The 19,625-nt window shown below is 44.7% G+C and carries 14 protein-coding genes and 2 tRNA genes; 9 read left to right on the top strand and 7 right to left on the bottom strand.

What is annotated here, in order from left to right:
* The 4 genes from topA to Q1W14_RS05135 form a co-directional block, all read right to left on the bottom strand.
* Window positions 1–1,983: type I DNA topoisomerase (topA, locus tag Q1W14_RS05150; protein WP_300699719.1), on the bottom strand; the 1,983-nt coding region annotated here is incomplete at its 3' end.
* A 146-nt stretch (window positions 1,984–2,129) separates the two neighbouring features.
* Window positions 2,130–3,791, bottom strand: a complete 1,662-nt coding sequence (locus Q1W14_RS05145; protein ID WP_300699718.1) for a TonB-dependent receptor — start codon at window positions 3,789–3,791, stop codon at window positions 2,130–2,132.
* Window positions 3,792–3,835: 44 nt separating this feature from the next.
* A complete protein-coding gene (locus Q1W14_RS05140; RefSeq protein ID WP_300699717.1) occupies window positions 3,836–6,868 on the bottom strand; it encodes a tetratricopeptide repeat protein in 3,033 nt (1,010 codons plus the stop codon).
* Window positions 6,869–6,955: 87 nt separating this feature from the next.
* On the bottom strand, window positions 6,956–7,480 hold the full coding sequence (locus Q1W14_RS05135; RefSeq protein WP_300699716.1) for an NUDIX domain-containing protein: 525 nt from the start codon (window positions 7,478–7,480) through the stop codon (window positions 6,956–6,958).
* Between the two features lie 947 nt (window positions 7,481–8,427).
* On the opposite strand from Q1W14_RS05135, the gene Q1W14_RS05130 reads away from it, so the two are divergent.
* The 5 genes from Q1W14_RS05130 (at window position 8,428) to Q1W14_RS05110 (ending at window position 12,156) form a co-directional block, all read left to right on the top strand.
* Window positions 8,428–9,561, top strand: coding sequence for a Gfo/Idh/MocA family oxidoreductase (locus Q1W14_RS05130; RefSeq protein ID WP_300699715.1), 1,134 nt, complete (start codon window positions 8,428–8,430; stop codon window positions 9,559–9,561).
* Window positions 9,561–10,061, top strand: coding sequence for a 3'-5' exonuclease (locus Q1W14_RS05125; protein WP_300699714.1), 501 nt, complete (start codon window positions 9,561–9,563; stop codon window positions 10,059–10,061). Before Q1W14_RS05130 ends, Q1W14_RS05125 begins: the two co-directional genes overlap by 1 nt.
* A 67-nt stretch (window positions 10,062–10,128) precedes the next feature.
* Window positions 10,129–10,602: a hypothetical protein gene (locus Q1W14_RS05120; RefSeq protein ID WP_300699713.1), complete on the top strand. Its 474-nt coding sequence runs from the start codon at window positions 10,129–10,131 to the stop codon at window positions 10,600–10,602.
* A gap of 3 nt (window positions 10,603–10,605) precedes the next feature.
* On the top strand, window positions 10,606–11,409 hold the full coding sequence (locus Q1W14_RS05115) for an inositol monophosphatase family protein (RefSeq protein WP_300699712.1): 804 nt from the start codon (window positions 10,606–10,608) through the stop codon (window positions 11,407–11,409).
* 45 nt (window positions 11,410–11,454) lie between these two features.
* Window positions 11,455–12,156 carry a double zinc ribbon domain-containing protein gene (locus Q1W14_RS05110; RefSeq protein ID WP_300699711.1) on the top strand — a complete coding sequence of 234 codons (702 nt, stop codon included), beginning with the start codon at window positions 11,455–11,457 and terminating at the stop codon, window positions 12,154–12,156.
* A 49-nt stretch (window positions 12,157–12,205) separates the two neighbouring features.
* Here the strand turns inward: Q1W14_RS05110 and Q1W14_RS05105 are convergent.
* Window positions 12,206–12,279 (bottom strand) — tRNA-Asn (locus Q1W14_RS05105).
* Between the two features lie 25 nt (window positions 12,280–12,304).
* Window positions 12,305–12,378, bottom strand: a tRNA-Asn gene (locus Q1W14_RS05100).
* Window positions 12,379–12,459: 81 nt separating this feature from the next.
* On the opposite strand from Q1W14_RS05100, the gene Q1W14_RS05095 reads away from it, so the two are divergent.
* The 4 genes from Q1W14_RS05095 to Q1W14_RS05080 are packed head-to-tail and all read left to right on the top strand — an operon-like array spanning window position 12,460 to window position 17,722.
* A complete protein-coding gene (locus tag Q1W14_RS05095) occupies window positions 12,460–13,440 on the top strand; it encodes an adenosine kinase (protein ID WP_300699710.1) in 981 nt (326 codons plus the stop codon).
* Window positions 13,441–13,460: 20 nt separating this feature from the next.
* A complete protein-coding gene (locus Q1W14_RS05090; protein ID WP_300699709.1) occupies window positions 13,461–15,161 on the top strand; it encodes a S41 family peptidase in 1,701 nt (566 codons plus the stop codon).
* Between the two features lie 38 nt (window positions 15,162–15,199).
* Window positions 15,200–16,927, top strand: coding sequence for a family 43 glycosylhydrolase (locus Q1W14_RS05085; RefSeq protein ID WP_300699708.1), 1,728 nt, complete (start codon window positions 15,200–15,202; stop codon window positions 16,925–16,927).
* Window positions 16,928–16,951: 24 nt separating this feature from the next.
* Window positions 16,952–17,722: a prolyl oligopeptidase family serine peptidase gene (locus Q1W14_RS05080; protein ID WP_300699707.1), complete on the top strand. Its 771-nt coding sequence runs from the start codon at window positions 16,952–16,954 to the stop codon at window positions 17,720–17,722.
* A gap of 60 nt (window positions 17,723–17,782) precedes the next feature.
* Here the strand turns inward: Q1W14_RS05080 and Q1W14_RS05075 are convergent, their stop codons facing one another.
* The gene (locus Q1W14_RS05075) at window positions 17,783–19,624 is read right to left on the bottom strand and encodes a 4-hydroxy-3-methylbut-2-en-1-yl diphosphate synthase (RefSeq protein WP_300699706.1); all 1,842 of its coding nucleotides are present in this window, start codon (window positions 19,622–19,624) and stop codon (window positions 17,783–17,785) included.
* Window position 19,625: the final 1 nt, after the last annotated feature.

Genomic DNA, 19,625 nt, shown 5'->3' with positions numbered 1-19,625 from the left:
CTCATACGTGCCAAGAGTACGTGGAAGCTTGAAGAGTTCCAGTGCTTCTTCCAATGTGATGGTTTCGAGGGACAAATCTTTGGTCATCTGTGCAAAACGGGGCTTTTCCTCATCTTCTACAGTACCCATTTGTACTACAGGGCCAAAACGCCCTATCTTTACCGAGATTTGCTTTCCGGTAACGGGATCATTTCCCAGAATACGTTCGCCGGCTTTATGTTCGCTCTTGGAGGCAAGCGTTTTCTCTACCGAGGGGTGGAAATCCTTATAGAAGGTTTTCATGATAGCTGTCCATTGTTTCTCACCTTCGGCGATTTCGTCGAATTGCTTTTCTACGTTGGCTGTGAAATTGAAATCGAGGATGTTCGGGAAATACTCTATCAGGAAGTCGTTCACAACTATACCGGTATCGGTAGGCATGAGTTTGGACTTCTCGGCACCGGTAATCTCGGTGTTGGTATTATCTACTATCTGATTGTCTTTCAGCATGAGTACGTTGTATTCGCGATCTTCTCCCGGCTTCTCGCCTTTCAATACATATTCGCGTTGCTGAATAGTAGAAATGGTAGGAGCGTAGGTAGAAGGACGACCGATACCCAGTTCCTCCAACTTACGTACAAGGCTTGCTTCTGTATAGCGAGGCGGATGTTGAGTGAAACGTTCGGTTGCGGTAATATCTTCGTGCTGAAGTTTCTGTCCTTTCTTCAGAGGAGGCAATAAGCGTGACTCATCCTCTTGGTTGTCTGCATCATCATCGTATGATTCGCGGTAAACGTGGAGGAAACCATCAAACTTAACCACTTCTCCGGTAGCGGTGAAAGTATCGGATTCGTTGCTGATGCCGATGCTTGCAGTGGTTTTTTCCACTTCAGCATCTGCCATTTGGGAGGCGATGGTACGTTTCCAAATCAGGTCGTACAGTCTCTTTTCTTGTGAGCTGCCTTCGATTTTGGCGTTCTCCATATAAGTAGGACGGATGGCTTCGTGCGCTTCCTGTGCACCTTTGGTCTTGGTGGCAAAGTGGCGGGTATTTACATAACGCTCACCCATCATGTGTGTGATGGCTTCTTTACTGCCGTTGATTGCAAATTCGGATAGATTTACAGAGTCGGTACGCATGTAGGTGATGTTTCCTGATTCGTACAGTCGTTGTGCTACCATCATGGTTTGTGCTACCGTGAATCCTAGTTTGCGGGCAGCTTCCTGCTGCAAAGTAGAAGTGGTGAATGGAGCGGCGGGGCTCTTCTTCAACGGGCGGGTGATGATATCATTGATGGTGAATGTAGCGGAACGGCAACTTTCCAGAAATTTCTGTGCTTCTTCTTTCGTCTTGATCCGGCGTCCCAGTTCGGCTTTCATCTCTACCAACTTGCCATCTTCGTCGGGAACAAGGAATACGGCAGTGACGCGGTAGGCTGCTTCGGTTTGGAATGCATGAATTTCGCGTTCACGCTCTACGATAAGGCGAACGGCAACGGATTGTACACGACCTGCCGAAAGGGCGGGCTTTACTTTCTTCCACAGTACGGGCGAAAGTTCGAAGCCTACGATACGGTCCAGGATGCGTCGTGCTTGTTGGGCATCAACCAGGTTGATGTCTATATTACGAGGTTGCTCGATGGCTTTTAAGATAGCGCCTTTCGTGATTTCATGGAAAACAATACGTTTGGTGTTCTCCGGTTTCAATTTCAGCACTTCGTACAAGTGCCATGCGATGGCTTCTCCCTCGCGGTCCTCATCGGATGCTAACCATACTGTTTCTGCTTGTTCAGCTTCCTCTTTCAGTTGGGCTACGAGTTTCTTCTTATCAGCAGGTACTTCATAGTGCGGTTCAAAGTTCTTTTCAATGTCAATACTGAAATCTTTCTTTTTCAAATCGCGTATATGACCGTAGCTGGAAAGGACTTTAAAGTCTTTCCCAAGGAACTTCTCAATTGTTTTTGCTTTTGCCGGAGATTCGACAATGACAAGGTTCTTTTGCATAAATTTCTGTTTTGTAGTGACTCACGCCACCTAATTCGCCCGCAAAAGTAGAAAAAAAAGATTCTTTCTACCTTATAATATAAGGAGAATTTAGCAAAAATGACCTTTTTTGTTCAAATTAGTTGTGTTTTGCTGCTCTTGTTTCACTAAAATTGGAAACTTACTCCACCAAGGAAATTGAGCCCTTCTGTAGGATACCCCCAATAGTATTGATAGTCTTTATTCAACAAATTGTTTGCGCGGGCATAGATGGAAATTCCTTTGAATAGTTCATAGCTTCCACCCAAGTAGAGGTTACTGACAGGGTCTGCCTTCTGTCCTTGCACCTTTTCGCGGGAAATGTTTTGATAACCCAGGTTGATGAGTACAGAGGGAATAGGGCGGAGGTCGATGCGGAAGTTGGCTTCGAAAGCGGGTTTGAAGGCTAACATCCAATCAGCCTCTTTATCGGATATTTTCCAGTCACGGTAGATGCCCGAAGCAGTGAAAGAGACGATATCCTTATAAGCATAGCTTACTTCGGCACCGGCGTAAATGTTGTCGGTATTACGGGTGTCGAGTTGTAAGGCATATCCGTAGAAATCGGAAGGGTGTTGCAAATCTTCTATGCCAAAGGTAAGAGCAGATTGCAACAAGTCGTTTTTCAGGTCTTGATAACCACCGTAGATGTTGAACCATAATCCGGCAACGGGGCTTGCTTTGAAGCCAAGAGCGGCATTAAGTTGTTCGTAGGTGGCATCTAATTGTCCGGCAGTTTGTCCGTATGGGCTGATAGTCTCCATGCGTCGGAAATCATTTTGAATCTTTCCGCCTTTGGCTTGGGCGTAAAGTGTATAACTATCGGAGAAGGTATATGCTGCCGTTATATCAGGAGAAACACGGAATTGCTTGCCAAATCCGAAAGCCAGATCTACATGAGCGCCTAGGTGGATTTTCCAGTCGTCATTCTCATAAAGATAGTAGGGGTTCAGGTTTAAAGCTGTATAGTCCTCGAATTGATTATTCTTGTAGAATACGTTGTCCATGGCGAGTGCCACTCCAATGAATTGCTCTTCGGAGATGGAACCTGTCGCTTCTGCTTTAGTGCGTACCATGCCTTCTTGGGTATCACTGAAACTTAATTCGTGTTGGCGTTCATAGAACATAAGGTTCGTTTCGGCACGGAACTGCAAGGGCATGTCGTCGCTTGTAGATTTTACACTGAAATGTACATCACCGGAAGTGAACTTCTGCTTGTTATTTACTGAGTTAGGTAGGAAGTTGAAGTTGCTGAGACCGAAGTTTCCTGCTATATTCAGGTTTACTTTCTTGAAAGCATGTACATAGTCCATGCCGGCGTGGGTATGATAATAATAGGAGTTCCAATCTTTCTGATCGTCTGGCATATTCAGTTTGCCATCCATACCATTTGTATGGAAAGTGAGGTTGAGGCGGTCACTGTTGGGCAAGGTAAACAGATAGTTGGCGCGGGCATCGAGATTGCCATAGCTGCCATATCCCAGACGGGCATATCCCGGTGATGCTTTGCTCTGTGTTTCCTTACCTGTATAGGCTTGCATGACGGTAGCGGGAATGTTACCGGAAGGCATAAGTGTGGCGTCATATTCCACTTCTTTTTTGCTCACGGTAGGAGGTTCTACTTTGGGCAGCACGTTTACTTTGGAGGCATCCATGATGTCCGGGTTATATTCTTGTTCTACAACAACCGTGCGGTTTACTGTAGAGTCTTTAGCTAGCTTCTGCGCTTGGGCTCCCAAGGGGAAGGAAATGAGCGTTAATGCTCCAAGTATATATTGTATCTTTTTCATATAACTATTCTACTTAACTACTTACTACTTAACTACTAAATAATTCATTTCAACTTCTCCAGTCTCTCTTTAATCATGCCGGCGATATCATCGTTCGCTTGATAATTCTGTTGCAGGCTTAGTAAGTACTGGCGTGCGTCGAGTTTCTTGTCCATGGCAACATATACGTCGGACAAGAGGATGAAGCTACGTGCCAGCCAATAGGCATGTGGAGTACTTTGGTCGATATAGTTGAGTATCTCTTTTTCGGCAGCAGGATATTCACGGGCATTGTACAGTTGCTGGGCTACCAGGAATTTAGCTTCGGCGCCATAGAGGGTACGGGTATCTTTTGCTAAAAGTTTGAGGTCGTCCATGGCTTTCTTATCTGCTTTTTGGTTCAGATAAGCTTTGGCGCGATAGTATAAGGCTTCATTGCGCAATTCGGGGGATAACTTGGCTTCGGCAAGAAGATTTGTGGCGGACTGGATGACATCTGTATCATCGCCCATCAATGCAGCGCAACGCAGTACACCGATGGAACCGAGCTGACGGCGTTCGGTGGTAGAGGCTTTGGCTTGTAACTTCTTGTAATCCGCAATAGCCTGATCGTATTGCTTACGGTTAAACAGAATCTCTCCATGCATCAGCAGGGCTTCTTCCGAGTAAGGATTGTCAGGATATTCCAGCAATTTGCCGGCATGAAGCAGAACGGCTTCTTCGTCTTTTTGCTCTTTGCCGATTACACAGAGGTAATAATGGGCGTTCAGACTGAAAGCACCGTTCGGGAAGCTTTGCAGATAGCGGTTGAAGCTGTTCTTGGCAGGGGCTGCTTCTCCCTTCATGTATATCTTCTCGGCGGCGATGTAGGTTAGTGAATCCTGCTCGCTGGGTTCAAACCGGATTTCTCCCGGCATCTGTGAGGCGAGGGCGGCAAACTCATCTACGCGGTTGGCGTCTACATAGATAGACTTCAGGTCGCGCATGGCGAGACGTGATTCTTCGCTACCCGGATATTGCTTCACTACGTATTTATAAGCATCTATAGCGCGGTCGTATTCATCATTCTGGTAATAGAGCAGACCGATTTCGGCGGCAGCTTTACGGCTGACGGGGCTTTCGGGATATTTATTCAGTAGTTCGCGGAAAGAAGCGATGGCCTGGCGGCTGTTATTGCTCTGTACGTAAGAGCGACCTTTCTCATAAAGTGCATTTACGGCGTAGGGTGAGTTAGGATATTTGCTTGCCAGACGGTCGAGTAGGGAAACCTTTCCGGAATAATCTTTTTGCAATCCGGCTACCAGTGCCAGTTGATAGAAGGAGTAATCTCCGGCGGGAGTTTCCAGTTTTTCGGCTTTGGTATAATATTGCTTGGCTTCATCAAAGCGGCGGACATGCAGGTTACAGTCACCGATACGGTTATAGGCATCTGCCAATGCTGTTGGATTTTCTCCTTTCTCCAGTTGGACGAAGTTGCGGAAGCGGCTTTCTGCTGCGGCATATTCTTTTTGGTGGAAGGCGATGTAGCCCAGGTTGTAATAGGCGAGGGCAAACATTTCCGTATTTCTTTGTCCGGTGAGAGAGAGATACTCGTTGAAGTTTCGAGCGGCTTCTTGCATGCGGTTCAGGCGGTAGTATGACTCACCGAGCCAATAGAGAGCATCTGCTTTGGTTTGTAGGTTGTATTGTCCCAAGGCAACACTTTGGTTGAAGTAGCCGATGGCTTGTTCGAATTGGGTGTTGGCGAAGGACTGCGTACCAAGCTGGAATAAGATCTTCTGTTTGGCTTCCAGAATAGCTTTGCTGGGATGGGCGATCCGTTCAATGGACTTAAGTGCGGCATCATAGCTACGAGTGTTCATATACACTTCCACCAGGTAGTTGCTGACTTTATCGGCATAAACGGAATTAGGAAATTCGTTCAGGAACTTCTCGAATACGGTAACCGATTCGCCGAAAGCGGAATAGGATGTTTCGTGAATGCACAGGGCGTAATTATAAGCTGCTTGCTCTTTGATTTTCAGATCGGCATTGCTGGCGGCTGCTTGTTCAAAAGCCATGCGTGCTTTGGTCTTATCGCCCAGTTGCAGGTAGGCAAGACCCATGTGGAGGTAAGCGTTTTGTGAAAGGGCATCGTTCTGGGTGGTTACTTCGCCTAGTATTGTAGGTACTTTGGAATATACACCGCATTGATAGCAGGACATTCCCAGCATGTAGTAGGCATCCCGTCTGTGAGTCGGTTCAGAATCGTTTTTCAGATATTCCTCGAAAGAGCCCATGGCTTCGTGGTATTTCCCGAAGTGATACTCCGCTGTTCCGAGCACACGGTACATTTCTGCGGTGTAGGTCTGACCCGGAAAGGCTGACAGATAGTTTTGGGCAACAATCTCTGCCTTGTCGTAATTCTTTTTAATCAGATAGATTTCTGCGATGTAATAAGGAACCAGTGCCTTGTATTTGGCATTATCCTGTAAAGGCAGAAAGCCGCTGAGGGCTTCGTCGTAGCGTTGTTGCGTATAACGGATATAGGAGATGTAATAGCTGCAATCTGCTGCATATTTCTTGCTCGTGCTGCGCAGGGTTTCGAACCATACGGCAGCTTCTTGCACATTGCCTGTTTTCAGGTAACAGGTAGCCAGTCGGTAAGTCATGTCGTCGCGCTCTTCGGAACCTAAGAGTTCGAGGCGGGCGGAATTGAACATGGCAAGTGCATCGTCATATTTGCCTTCGAAGAAATAGGCCGAGGCAATGAGTGCATAGATACGGTTGGAGTATGGAGTGTCGGGATATTCTTCGAGAAAGGCTCTTAACAGCTCTACGCTTTTGGGATCTCTTAACTCGTATGCGGAGCAAACCAACATGTATTCTGCTTCTTGTCGTTCTCCTGTGGCAGGCAATGGTTTGCCTTCTGCATTCTGTTGGCGTACAAAGGCTTGCAATGGAGAAATGGCGGCAGCATAGGCTTTCTGCTGGAACAAGGTTTGTCCTTCCTGATAGAGTCTCTGAGGGGAAGTGCTTTTCTCACTTGTTTGCGCGTTGGCAAGCAAAGGTGCACAGCAAAGTGCCGTACAAAGTATTCGGGAGATTTTATGTTTCATCTTCTTTCTAAATAGGTATTTTACAAAAATACGGGTTTCACACCGTATTTGTTACACTTGTTTGGCTTTTTTAGGGATTTCTCGTTTCTATATGCGATGCTTTAAGAACTTCTCTAGTCCCTGGCGGATGGAACCCAGTCCGAAATCTTCTGTGCGTATGTCTTTCAGGGGTAGGAAAAAGGTTTCCGCAGCATCATCCATTGCTTTGAAGTGAGAGGTGTCCGATACCTTACAGCTGAAGAACATGTCAAGCGTATGTACAGGAAAACCGGAATAAATATAAATATTGGGTAGCGAGAATAAATATTCGGTTTTTACCACGTCCATGCCTGTTTCTTCTTTTACTTCACGGGCAACTCCTTCTTCACCGGTTTCTGCCATGTCGATGAAACCGCCGGGTAGGTCGAGTGTTCCTTTAGCCGGTTCTTTGGCGCGGCGACATACCAGAAGTTCGTTCTGCTCATTCAGTATGAGGGCTACTGTAGCTGAGGAGGGGTTGAAGTAATAGACGAAGCTGCAATCGGTGCATTTTTTGGACTTGCCGTTATGAACTTCGAAATGGGCGGAGCCACACTTCGGGCAATATCGGAATTGAAAGAGTGGATGTTCCATGATTAATATTTTTAGTCTTTGTCCGTGGCAAAGATACTGAAAAATCTGATAAAGCCTCATATCCCAGTTCCTCTCTTTCGGAAAGGCTGAGGGGGAGGCTTTTGTTTCGTTCTTGACGGGTTATGAATTGAACTCCCATCTATCAACCAACTTATTTTCTAGACGTTTTCATTTTAGTTTTGCATGCATATTTGCTCTCATGCTCTCATAGAAGCTTTGTATCTCCGTGTTCATCGTAGTTTGAGGCATGACAGCAACTATGATAGCAAGTATGGGAGTAAGTGTTTGCCCTCATAGTATATTGTCTTGAAAATTATTTAATTATCTGTTAATAAATGAATTAACTGACGCAATGCAAAGAACGTATTTCGTGTCAACATGATGCTAATTTGGTGTCAACACGGAGTTAATATCGTGCAAACACGCTATAAACTTCTTGCAAGCTCAGTGTTGAGCGCCTGAAATGACTGTTGTTAATATGACTTTCACCTGTACTTGTTCTGTAGAAGCTATGTACTTCGTTCTGTTTATCTCTATTGATTGTTAGCTGTTTACATTTGCCAGCCTTTCAGTTTACAATTGTCAGCTTATCAGTCTACAATTGTAGACTGATAAGCTGACAATTGTGAGCCCTTGATAAATAGCTGTGTTTAATCGCTCAAATATAGGTGCATAAGCAAAGAAACACCTATCTATTCACGAACAAACAAGCGTCTGTAACCTATGAAATGTACGTGCTATTTAAAATTTTGCATCCACTTTTTTAATTTGCTTACACTACTCTTGTAATGCCGATGAATAGGTAAATGTAGAAGCTGGGTGCAAGTGTGTAGGCAGAAACGTATAAACTTCGTTTTGTTTTATTTCATTTCCCCTTTTGGTAAGTTTTGTGGAAACCTTTATATTTGACCACCTTTTAAGAGAATAGAACATTGAAAGAGACAAGTATGATAAAGACCGCTTTTATCGGTGTGGGTTATCGTGGTAAACAGTTGTTGCAACTATTGCTGCATCTTCCTGACTTTCAGGTGGTGGCGCTTGCCGATCCTGCGCTCGAAGATTTGGGCTTGCCGGGCATCTGTTGCTACAACCGGGGCGAGGACGACTATCTGAATATGCTTGAGGAGCATAAACCGGATTTAGTGTTTGTTGCTTCACCCTGGCAATGTCATGTACGGCATGCTCTGCAATGTGTTTCAAGAGGTTGCCATGTTGCTTTGGAAATAAAGGGTGGACTGTATATAGAAGAGTATCGGCCTTTGATAGAGTTAGCGGAACAACAAGGGAGTCGCGTATATCCATTGGAAAATACACTTTTTATGCGTGAGAATCTTTCGATCTATAATCTGATAAGAGCCGGTGTGATGGGAGACATCGTTTATATGCGTGGCGGTTATCGTCATGATTTGCGCCGTCTTTTGCTCGATGATGTAGGACATATCGGCAATCGCAAGAAGACGGAAAGCGTATGGCGCAGTAAGTTCTATCAGGAAGAAAACGGTGACCTCTACCCCACGCACGGATTGGCTCCTCTCTGTATGATGGTGGGCATCAATCGGGAAGATAAGATTAAATACCTGACTTCATCCGCCTCTAAACCCGCCGGAATGTTACAGCGTATCAAAGATTTAGGTGGGAATACGGAAGTAGAGATCAAGATGGGGGATGTCGTCGTCACCCAATTGGAGACGGAAAACGGTGTCCTGATCTCATTGACCCATGACACTACCCTGCCCCGTCCGCGCAGTCTGGATTTTGAGATCCAAGGTACGAAAGGTATCTGGCAGGGCGACAGGCGATTGATATACATCGAAGGCGTCAGCCCTGATGAAACCTGGGAATCGGATGAGGTATACGTAGAACGTTATGAGCATCTGTACTGGCAAAAGTGGGGAGAAGAAGCTATGCAAATAGATACTCATCATCAAGGTATGGACTACATTATGCTTAAAGCGGTGGAAACTGATTTGAAAGATGAGATGCCTTATCCGGCGACGATACAAGATTTGGCACTGTGGACTTCGATTACCCCTTTGTCCAAAATCTCAATAGCCGAACGAAGAACTATCAGTATAATATAATGAAAGATTTTGCTGCCATTGACTTTGAAACAGCCAACGAACAACGTACCAGTGTGTGCAGCGTTGGAGTAGTAATTGTACGGGATGGAGAGATTGTAGACCGTTATTACAGCCTGATCCGTCCTGAACCTGAATATTATACCTATTGGAATACCCGTGTGCATGGTTTGACTATGGCAGATACGGAGAATGCTCCCCTTTTCCCCACCGTATGGCAGGAGATTGCTTCACGCATTGAGGGCTTGCCATTGGTAGCACACAACAAAGGCTTCGATGAGAATTGCCTGAAAGCAGTTTTCCGTACCTATAGCATGGACTATCCGGATTATGATTTTTATTGCACATTGCAGACTTCACGCCGTGTCATAAAAGGCCTGCCGAATTATCAGCTACATACAGTAGCTGCACGCTGCGGCTATGAGTTGGAGCAGCATCACCACGCACTGGCGGATGCAGAAGCCTGTGCACAAATAGCATTAATGGTATTTGATGTTAGATAAAAAGAAACTTTTTAAATTACCAATTTGTTTCTATCTTTGCATATCTGAACAATTAAAAATCAAACTAATGAGTGTAAAATCAATGTCTGTGTGCCTGGTATGTGCCGGGGCGTTATTCGCAAGTTGCGGTAGTGGTAGTGTAAAGAAGGCGGAAACGACTGAAAATACAGAAAAAGCCGCTATCGTTGGTAATGATAAGGATGATCATGGCTGCATTGCTTCTGCCGGTTATACTTGGTGTGAGGTGCAGAAAGATTGCATCCGCCTGTGGGAAAAAGGTGTTCGTATGAATGCTGTAAACAATGCCGACAAAACTCTGTTCCTTGTATTCAGCCCTGATTCAACACAAGTGGAATTGTTCTTCTCGGAAGAAGGTGCACCGAATGAAATATTGGATCGTCGCAATTTGCCTGCGGGTGGATATGCTTGGAATGTAGAAGATGATGATACAAAGAATGTACGTTTGGAAAATGGCAAATGGACAGTCAGTCAACGAGCTAAGCTCATTTATCAACAATCAGAGGAAAAAGCAGAAAAATAAGATATGAAAGATTTGAAGTCTTTGACAGAGTCAGTCTGCCATATTGCTCGTGAAGCGGGGGCTTTTCTGAAAGAAGAAAGAAAAAGCTTTCGCCGTGAAGCAGTGCAAGTGAAGCATGCGCACGATTATGTATCATACGTCGATAAAGAATCGGAAAAACGACTTGTCGCCGCCTTGAAGGAACTTTTGCCCGAAGCCGGATTTATTACCGAAGAAGGCTCGGCTGTATATCAAAATGAACCTTATTGTTGGGTGGTCGATCCGCTGGACGGTACTACCAATTACATCCATGATATTGCTCCTTATTGTGTCAGCATCGCCTTGCGCAATAAACAGGAGCTTCTTTTAGGAGTGGTTTATGAGCCGAACCGTGACGAGTGCTTCTATGCCTGGCAGGGTGGTGGTTCTTATATGAATGGCGAACGAATACATGTTTCTCCCGTGACCTCCATTGAAGAGGCTTTCGTAGTAACCGAACTTCCTTATAATACTGACCAATACGCCCGTACCGGCGAACACTTGATACATGAACTTTATGGTAAAGTATCAGGCATCCGTATGAATGGTTCTGCGGCACTCGCATTATGCTATGTGGCTGCCGGACGGTTTGATGCCTGGCTGGAAGCTTTCATCGGCAAGTGGGATTTTTCTGCCGCCGCACTTATGGTACTCGAAGCGGGTGGAAATGTGACCGATTTCTATGGTAACGACTATTTTCTGGAAGGACATCATATCATCGCCACTAACGGACCGCTACATCCCATCTTCTTGAATTTGGTAAAAGAAGTGCCTCCTCTAGATATGTAGACGGAATTTGACTGGCTATTAACAGATGAAATAATAATTAATAGTATGGAAAACACACTCAAAACTTACCTCTTATCCTTTATTCATCTCTTTTTCCCACGCCAATGCGTTGTCTGTGGAGCTCCTTTGCAAGAAGGTGAAGAGGGGATTTGCCTAACGTGCAACATGGATATGCCCCGTACAAATTATCATGTCAGTAAAGATAATCCGGTAGAACGGATGTTTTGGGGTAAGGTGCCTTTAGAACGTGCAACCTCTTATTTCTATTACAGTAAAGGAAGCGATTTTCGCCGTATATTGCACCTATTGAAGTATGGTGGCAGGAAAGATCTTGGTGGAGTGATGGGGCGCTTTATGGCAGCGGAATTGGCTGCAACGGACTTTTTTCACGATATTGATGTAATTGTTCCCGTTCCCCTGCACCCTCGTAAAAAGAGGATGCGTGGGTATAATCAAAGCGAGTGCATAGCCCATGGCGTTGCTGCCGTAACAGGAATACCTATAGACATTGCCTCGGTAAGTCGTATAAAGCATACCGATACCCAAACCCGCAAATCAGTTTACGAGCGGTGGGAGAATGTAGATCGTATTTTCTGCCTTCGTTGTCCCGAACAATTCAAAGGAAAACATATTCTTATTGTGGATGACGTATTAACCACCGGTGCCACTACCACCGCTTGTGCCGATGCATTCAAAGAAGTGGAAGGTGTGCGTATCAGTGTGCTGACATTGGCGGTAGCAGAATAATAAAGATATAGAAAACAAAAAAGGTTTGCCGTAATGACAAACCTTTTTGCTCTTCCTCTTGGACTTGAACCAAGGACCCTCTGATTAACAGTCAGATGCTCTAACCGACTGAGCTAAGGAAGAATGTTGCATTCAAGTTTTTCTTTCGCTCTTCCTCTTGGACTTGAACCAAGGACCCTCTGATTAACAGTCAGATGCTCTAACCGACTGAGCTAAGGAAGAATGTTGTTTTTTCTCAAATGCGCTGCAAAAGTAATAGGATATTTTGAAATATGCAATATCTTTGCAAAAAAATATTTGAAAATGGACAAAATAATAGGATTAGGCAACGCCTTAGTAGACGTACTTGCAACCCTTAAAAACGATGAAATTCTAACAGAAATGCAACTTCCCAAAGGAAGTATGACGCTTATAAACGAGGATAAACTACAGAAAATCAACGAGTACTTCGATCAGATGGAAACTCATCTGGCTACCGGTGGCTCTGCCGGAAATGCAATTCGAGGTATGGCGTGCCTTGGAGCGGCTACCGGATTCATCGGTAAGATTAACAACGATTTTTATGGAAACTTTTTCCGTAATAGTTTGTTGGAACGTGGAACGGAAGCCAATTTATTGCTTTCTAACACTCTTCCTTCGGGAGTAGCTTCTACTTTTATATCTAAAGATGGCGAACGTACATTCGGTACTTACCTGGGAGCGGCCGCCACTTTGAAAGCAGAGGAACTTTCATTGGATATGTTCAAGGGGTATGCTTACTTGTTTATTGAAGGTTATCTGGTGCAAGACCATGATATGATTCTTCGTGCCATTGAATTGGCGAAAGAAGCCGGATTGCAAATCTGTCTGGATATGGCGAGCTATAATATTGTAGCGGAAGATTTCGATTTCTTTTCTCTATTGATAAACAAATACGTGGATATTGTATTTGCCAATGAAGAAGAAGCAAAGGCTTTCACAGGCGAAGAACCGGAAGAAGCGCTGGACATCATTGCTAAGATGTGTAGCATAGCAGTCGTTAAGGTAGGTGCTCGCGGTTCCTTAATCCGTAAAGGAACAGAAGTGGTATGCGTGCAGGCCATCCCGGTTGAAAAGGTATTGGATACTACCGGTGCCGGTGATTATTTTGCTGCCGGTTTCTTATACGGGCTTACTTGCGGCTATTCTTTGGAAAAGTGTGCAAAAATCGGCTCTATCCTTTCGTGGAATGTAATACAAGTGATTGGAGCGGAACTTCCTGAAACAAACTGGGAGCGGATAAAGAAAGAAATCACTGAATTATAATGATATAATAATTGAGGTATATGAAAAGATTTTCTAAGATACGTTGGATAGCTGCCCTGCTGGTTGTAGTGGGTGCTGTTGTGTTTCTAAGTTTTAAGAGTGGTGACAGCCGCAGTTTCCAAATAGCGAAGAATCTGGATATATTCAATTCAATAGTGAAAGAATTGGATATGTTCTATGTAGATACGATTGATCCTAATAAGACTATCCGCGATGGTATTGATGCCATGCTTTATTCATTAGATCCTTATACTACTTATTATCCGGAAGAAGACCAGAGTGAGCTGGAGATGATGCTGAAGAATTCGTACGGGGGTATTGGTTCCATTATCAGATACGATCCTAAATTGAAGCGTACGGTAATCGCTGAGCCATACGAGCACATGCCTGCTGCTGAAGTGGGACTGAAAGCCGGAGATATTTTATTGGATATCGATGGAAAGGATCTTGAAGGTAATAAAGATGTCAGTACTTTGCTTAAAGGTCAAACAGGTACCAGCTTTAAGTTGAGAGTGAAGCGTCCGGGTGTAGATAAACCCTTAGTATTTAATATTGTGCGCCGTTCTATCCAACTGCCTTTTATTCCTTATTATACGGTGTTGGATAATAATATCGGTTATATTAATCTCAGCACTTTCTCCGGTAATCCTTCCAAGGAATTCAAACAAGCTTTTCTTGATTTGAAGAAACAGGGTATTACTTCTTTGGTGATAGACCTGCGCAACAATGGCGGCGGTTCGCTCGAAGAGTCTATAGAAATTGCAAACTTCTTCCTTCCTCGCGGTAAGACGCTTGTGACAACGAAGGGTAAAATAGCTCAATCCAGCAATTCTTACAAGACATTGCGTGAACCATTGGATCTGGAAATTCCTTTGGCTGTATTGGTAAATAGTGGTACGGCTTCGGCTTCTGAAATTCTTGCTGGCTCCTTACAGGATCTTGACCGTGCCGTGATTATTGGTAACCGTACTTTCGGTAAAGGTTTGGTTCAGACACCCCGTCCGCTACCATACGGCGCTACCATGAAGATTACTACATCCAAATATTATATTCCTAGTGGGCGTTGCGTACAAGCCATTGACTACAAGCATCGTAATGAAGATGGTAGTGTAGGACGTATTCCTGATAGTCTGACTACCGTATTCCATACGGCAGCAGGACGTGAAGTACGCGATGGCGGTGGTGTTACTCCCGATATTGAAGTAAAGCAGGACAAACTGCCTAATATCCTTTATTATCTGGTAAATGACAATCTGATTTTTGATTATGCTACACAATATTGTCTGAAACATCCCACCATTCCTTCTCCTGAGAAGTTCGAAGTTACGGATGCTGATTATGCCGATTTCAAGGCGATGGTGAAGAAAGCTGATTTTAAATATGATCAACAAACGGAGAAAATACTGAAGAATCTCAAAGAAATGGCAGAATTTGAAGGCTACTTGACAGATGCCTCTGAAGAATTCAAGATTTTGGAAAAGAAACTAACTCACAATCTGGATCGTGACCTCAACCATTTCTCCAAAGAGATTAAGAATATGATTGCGGATGAAATCATCAAACGCTATTATTATCAGCGTGGAAGCATTATCCAGCAGTTGAAGGATGATGATGGTTTGAAGGAAGCAGTGAAGGTTCTTAATGATTTGCCGAAATATAAAGAGATGCTGAGTGTACCGGTTGTTCCGGCGGTGAAGAAAGAATCAGCAAAGCCGGTCTGAGGTAAGTCTATTTATTATGATTAATTATGTGATTTGAAATGAAACATCTTTTATTGACTTTAGTTTGGTTGTTGGCGTGGACTACACTTCATGCGCAAGATATGCGCATGGATACCTATTGTAATCCCTTGAACATCGATTACACGTATATGATTTACAATTCGGATAAAGACATTTCCTATCGTTCGGGTGCCGATCCTGCTGTAGTGAAATTCCGTGGGGAATATTATATGTTCGTAACTCGTTCGAATGGTTATTGGCGTTCTAAGGATTTGTTGAATTGGGAGTTTGTACGCCCGGGTAGAAATTGGTATCCACAAGGATGCAATGCACCGGCAGCACACAATTATAAAGATTCAGTGCTCTATGTAACAGGAGATCCTTCCGGCGCTATGAGCATACTTTATACGGATAATCCTGCTTCCGGTAATTGGGAGGCTACCCCTGCCATCTTACACGATTTGCAGGATCCTGATCTATTTATTGACGATGATGGTAAAGCTTATATGTTCTGGGGCTCTTCCAATGTGTTCCCTATCCGAGGTATGGAATTGGATAAGAACCACCGTTTCATCAAGAAGGGTGAAACAAAAGAACTCTTTGGCTTGGATATGCCCAAACATGGTTGGGAACGATTCGGAGAGAATCATGCAGATACCATATTGGGTGGTTATATCGAAGGACCGTGGCTGACAAAACATAACGGGAAATACTATATGCAATACGGTGCGCCGGGTACTGAGTTTAATGTATATGCCGATGGTGTATATGTAGCAGATCATCCGATGGGACCTTATACCTATCAGAAGCATAATCCGGTTTCTTATAAACCGGGCGGCTACATGAATGGTGCCGGACATGGAAGTACCGTACTAGGCCCCGGCGGTCAATACTGGCATTTTGCTTCAATGTCTCTTTCCGTCAATGTGAACTGGGAACGTCGCCTTTGTATGTTTCCAGCCGGATTTGACAAAGATGGCATCATGTATTGCGATACCCGCTTTGGAGATTATCCCCGTTATGCACCTGCTGTACCGGGCAAAGCCGGACAGTTCCGTGGCTGGATGTTGCTTTCATACGGTAAACCGGTGACGGCTTCTACTACTAAAGGTGATTTCAATCCTTCTGGTTTGACGGATGAATTGACTAAAACCTTCTGGCTTGCTGCAGCCAATGATGAGCGTCAATGGGTACAGATCGATTTGGAGAAGCCTGCCGATGTGTGTGCTATTCAAATCAACTACCACGATTATCAAAGCAATATGTATGGCCGTTACGAAGGGCTTCACCATCGCTATGTAATCGAGGGTTCACTCGACGGACAGAACTGGGATGTTTTAGTAGATCGTAAGGAAAGTTATAAAGATACTCCGAACGATTATGTAGAGTTGACTTTACCCACATCCGCTCGCTATATCCGCTATAAGAACATTGATATACCGACGCCGAACCTGGCTATCTCTGAACTTCGTGTTTTCGGACTGGGTAGTGGTAAGGCACCATTGGCACCGAAGAAGTTCACCCTTGACCGCCACGCCGACCGTCGCGATATTACTATCAATTGGGAACCGGTGAAAGGTGCGCAAGGTTACAATATACTTTGGGGCATTGCACCGGATAAATTGTACAGCTCTTGGATGGTTTATGGTAATGAAGGTAAGCACTTGATGAAGAGTTTGAATACTGACCAAAAGTATTACTTTGCCATTGAGACGTTCAACGAGAATGGTATTTCTCAACTTTCTGCTATAAAAGAAGTAGAGTAACCAACCAATATATAGAATAACACCATGAAACAACTTTTCAGTTTAGTATTATTTTTATGCTTGGGCATTTCTATTTCGGCTCAAGATACTTTTCAGAAAGAGATGTTTGTCTCTTCTCGTGGAGATACACTACAGTATCGACTGCTTCGTCCCGAAACGATGAAAGCAGGTGAAAAATATCCTTTAGTACTCTTCTTGCATGGAGCAGGGGAGCGCGGTAGTGACAACGAAAAACAATTGACTCATGGTGGACAAATGTGGTTGAACCCTGTAAATCGCGAAAAGTATCCGGCATTCGTACTGGCTCCACAATGTCCCGAAACTGGATATTGGGCATATATGGAGCGCCCTAAATCATTTTCTCCTGCGGAAATGCCGTTGGATGTACCGGTATCTCCTATCTTCCTTACATTGAAAGACTTACTGGATACCTATCTGGAAATGCCGCAAGTAGATAAGAGCCGTATTTATATCATGGGGCTTTCTATGGGCGGAATGGGCACATTTGATATGGCTATTCGCTACCCGGAAGTCTTTGCAGTTGCCATGCCTATTTGTGGCTCGGTAAATCCTGCTCGACTGAAGGCTGCTAAAGATGTGAAGTTCCGTATTTTTCACGGAGATGCTGATGACGTAGTGACTCCCGAAGGTTCGCGTGCTGCTTATAAAACACTGAAAGCTGCCGGTGCTGATGTGGAATACATTGAATTTCCGGGGTGTAATCATGGCAGTTGGACACCAGCTTTCAATTATCCGGATTTTATGAGTTGGTTATTTAGTCAAAAGAAGAAATAGACACCTTTAAATGAATTCTATAAATAAAGCCTGCACATCAATTTGTGCAGGCTTTGCTTTTTATTCTTCAACGTAATCTCCGTTTTTCTTTATCAGTTCAATCAGCTTTTCTACAGCTTCCTCTTCGGGGATGTTCTTTTCGATACATTCTTTTTTCTTGTATAGGCTGATCTTTCCGCGCCCTGCGCCTACATAGCCGTAGTCGGCATCTGCCATTTCGCCGGGACCATTGACAATGCATCCCATGATACCTATCTTCAATCCTTTCAAGTGGCTGGTAGCCGCTTTGACGCGAGCTATGGTTTTTTCCAGATCGAATAAGGTTCTTCCGCAGCCGGGGCAAGAGATGAATTCGGTCTTGCTGGTACGAACCCGCCCTGCTTGTAGAATGCCGAAAGCAGTGGTATCTACTATTATCGGATCTATCTGGCCCTGATTGAACAAGAGGATACCATCACACAAACCATCAAAGATAAGTGCTCCCATATCGGCGGCAGATTTGATTTGCAGATTCTCCGCTTCGTCTTCTGCATAGTGCTGGAAGAAAATAACCGGATTCTTCAATCCTTCCTGCATCATTTGGTGAACCAGTCCACGCTGCTCTCCCAAACGATTGGGATGGTTGCTTTGTGAAATTAATACGACTTCAGGGTGGTACTTCAAGCAAGCAATGGCTTCATCGTTTAAACCCATATAAGTGATAAACAGGAACTTTAGCGAAGCGTTGCAACCACTGAGGAAAGGTATCTGATCGCCCTTGAATGCAGGCCAAGCATTGTCTTGTCCTATCCAGGTATCTGCGTCGATGATGCATGCCATCCCTTCGGGGCATTGCTCGGGTACGGAACGGCCTGTATAAACATAGTCCGGCGTAAATTGCGGATTGAATTCCATGTTTCCGTCCAGACGTGCGGCAATGACTACCGGCAGGTTGTCTCCGCCAATGTTATGTACCGCTGAGGTTTCACGACGTGAAGGAGAGAGATAGTTAAATCCGGGTACGTCCGGTCCGGGGATATAAGGATGATCGTGTCGCTGCACGATATAATCCACTAGCTTGCGGGCTACTGGGATTTCGGCTTCGGGGGCTTCACTCAAGGATACGCGAATGGTATCACCCAGTCCGTCAGCCAGCAGGGCACCGATGCCCAATGCGGATTTGATTCGTCCGTCTTCTCCATCACCGGCTTCAGTTACGCCGAGGTGTAGCGGAAAGTTCATTTCTTCTTGTTCCATAACAGCTGCCAATAGTCGTACGGTCTTTACCATAACCACTGTGTTGGAGGCTTTTATGGAGATTACCACATCCTTGAAGTTCTCTTCTACGCAGATACGTAAGAATTCCATGCACGACTCTACCATGCCTTCGGGGGTATCACCGTAGCGGGACATGATACGGTCGGAAAGCGAACCGTGGTTCACTCCTATACGGATGGCTGTATGATTTTCTTTGCAGATATTGAGGAAAGGGATGAAGCGGTTACGTATCTTCTGCAATTCTCCGGCATACTCCTCATCGGTATATTCCAGATGTTTGAAGGTACGTGCTGCATCCACGTAGTTTCCCGGATTGATTCGTACTTTCTCTACGTATTGCGCAGCTACATCCGCCACTTTCGGGTTGAAATGAATATCTGCAACAAGCGGAACCATATAGCCGTTTTGTCGTAATGCTGCATTGATATTCATCAAGTTTTCGGCTTCCTTGATGCCTTGCGCAGTGAGGCGTACATATTCACCACCGGCATCTACAATGCGTTTGGCCTGTGCCACACTGGCATCCGTATCTTGAGTAGGTGTATTAGTCATACTCTGTATACGGATAGGATTGGAGCCGCCCATAGGGGTGGCTCCAATGTTTACTTCTGATGTTTCCCGTCGGGAATAGTTGAATAAATCCACG

It is taken from the genome of Bacteroides sp. (assembly GCF_030151085.1).
Taxonomy (GTDB): domain Bacteria; phylum Bacteroidota; class Bacteroidia; order Bacteroidales; family Bacteroidaceae; genus Bacteroides.
The sequence above is the reverse complement of the archived record's forward strand: the minus strand, read 5'-3'. Positions and strand labels throughout refer to the sequence as shown.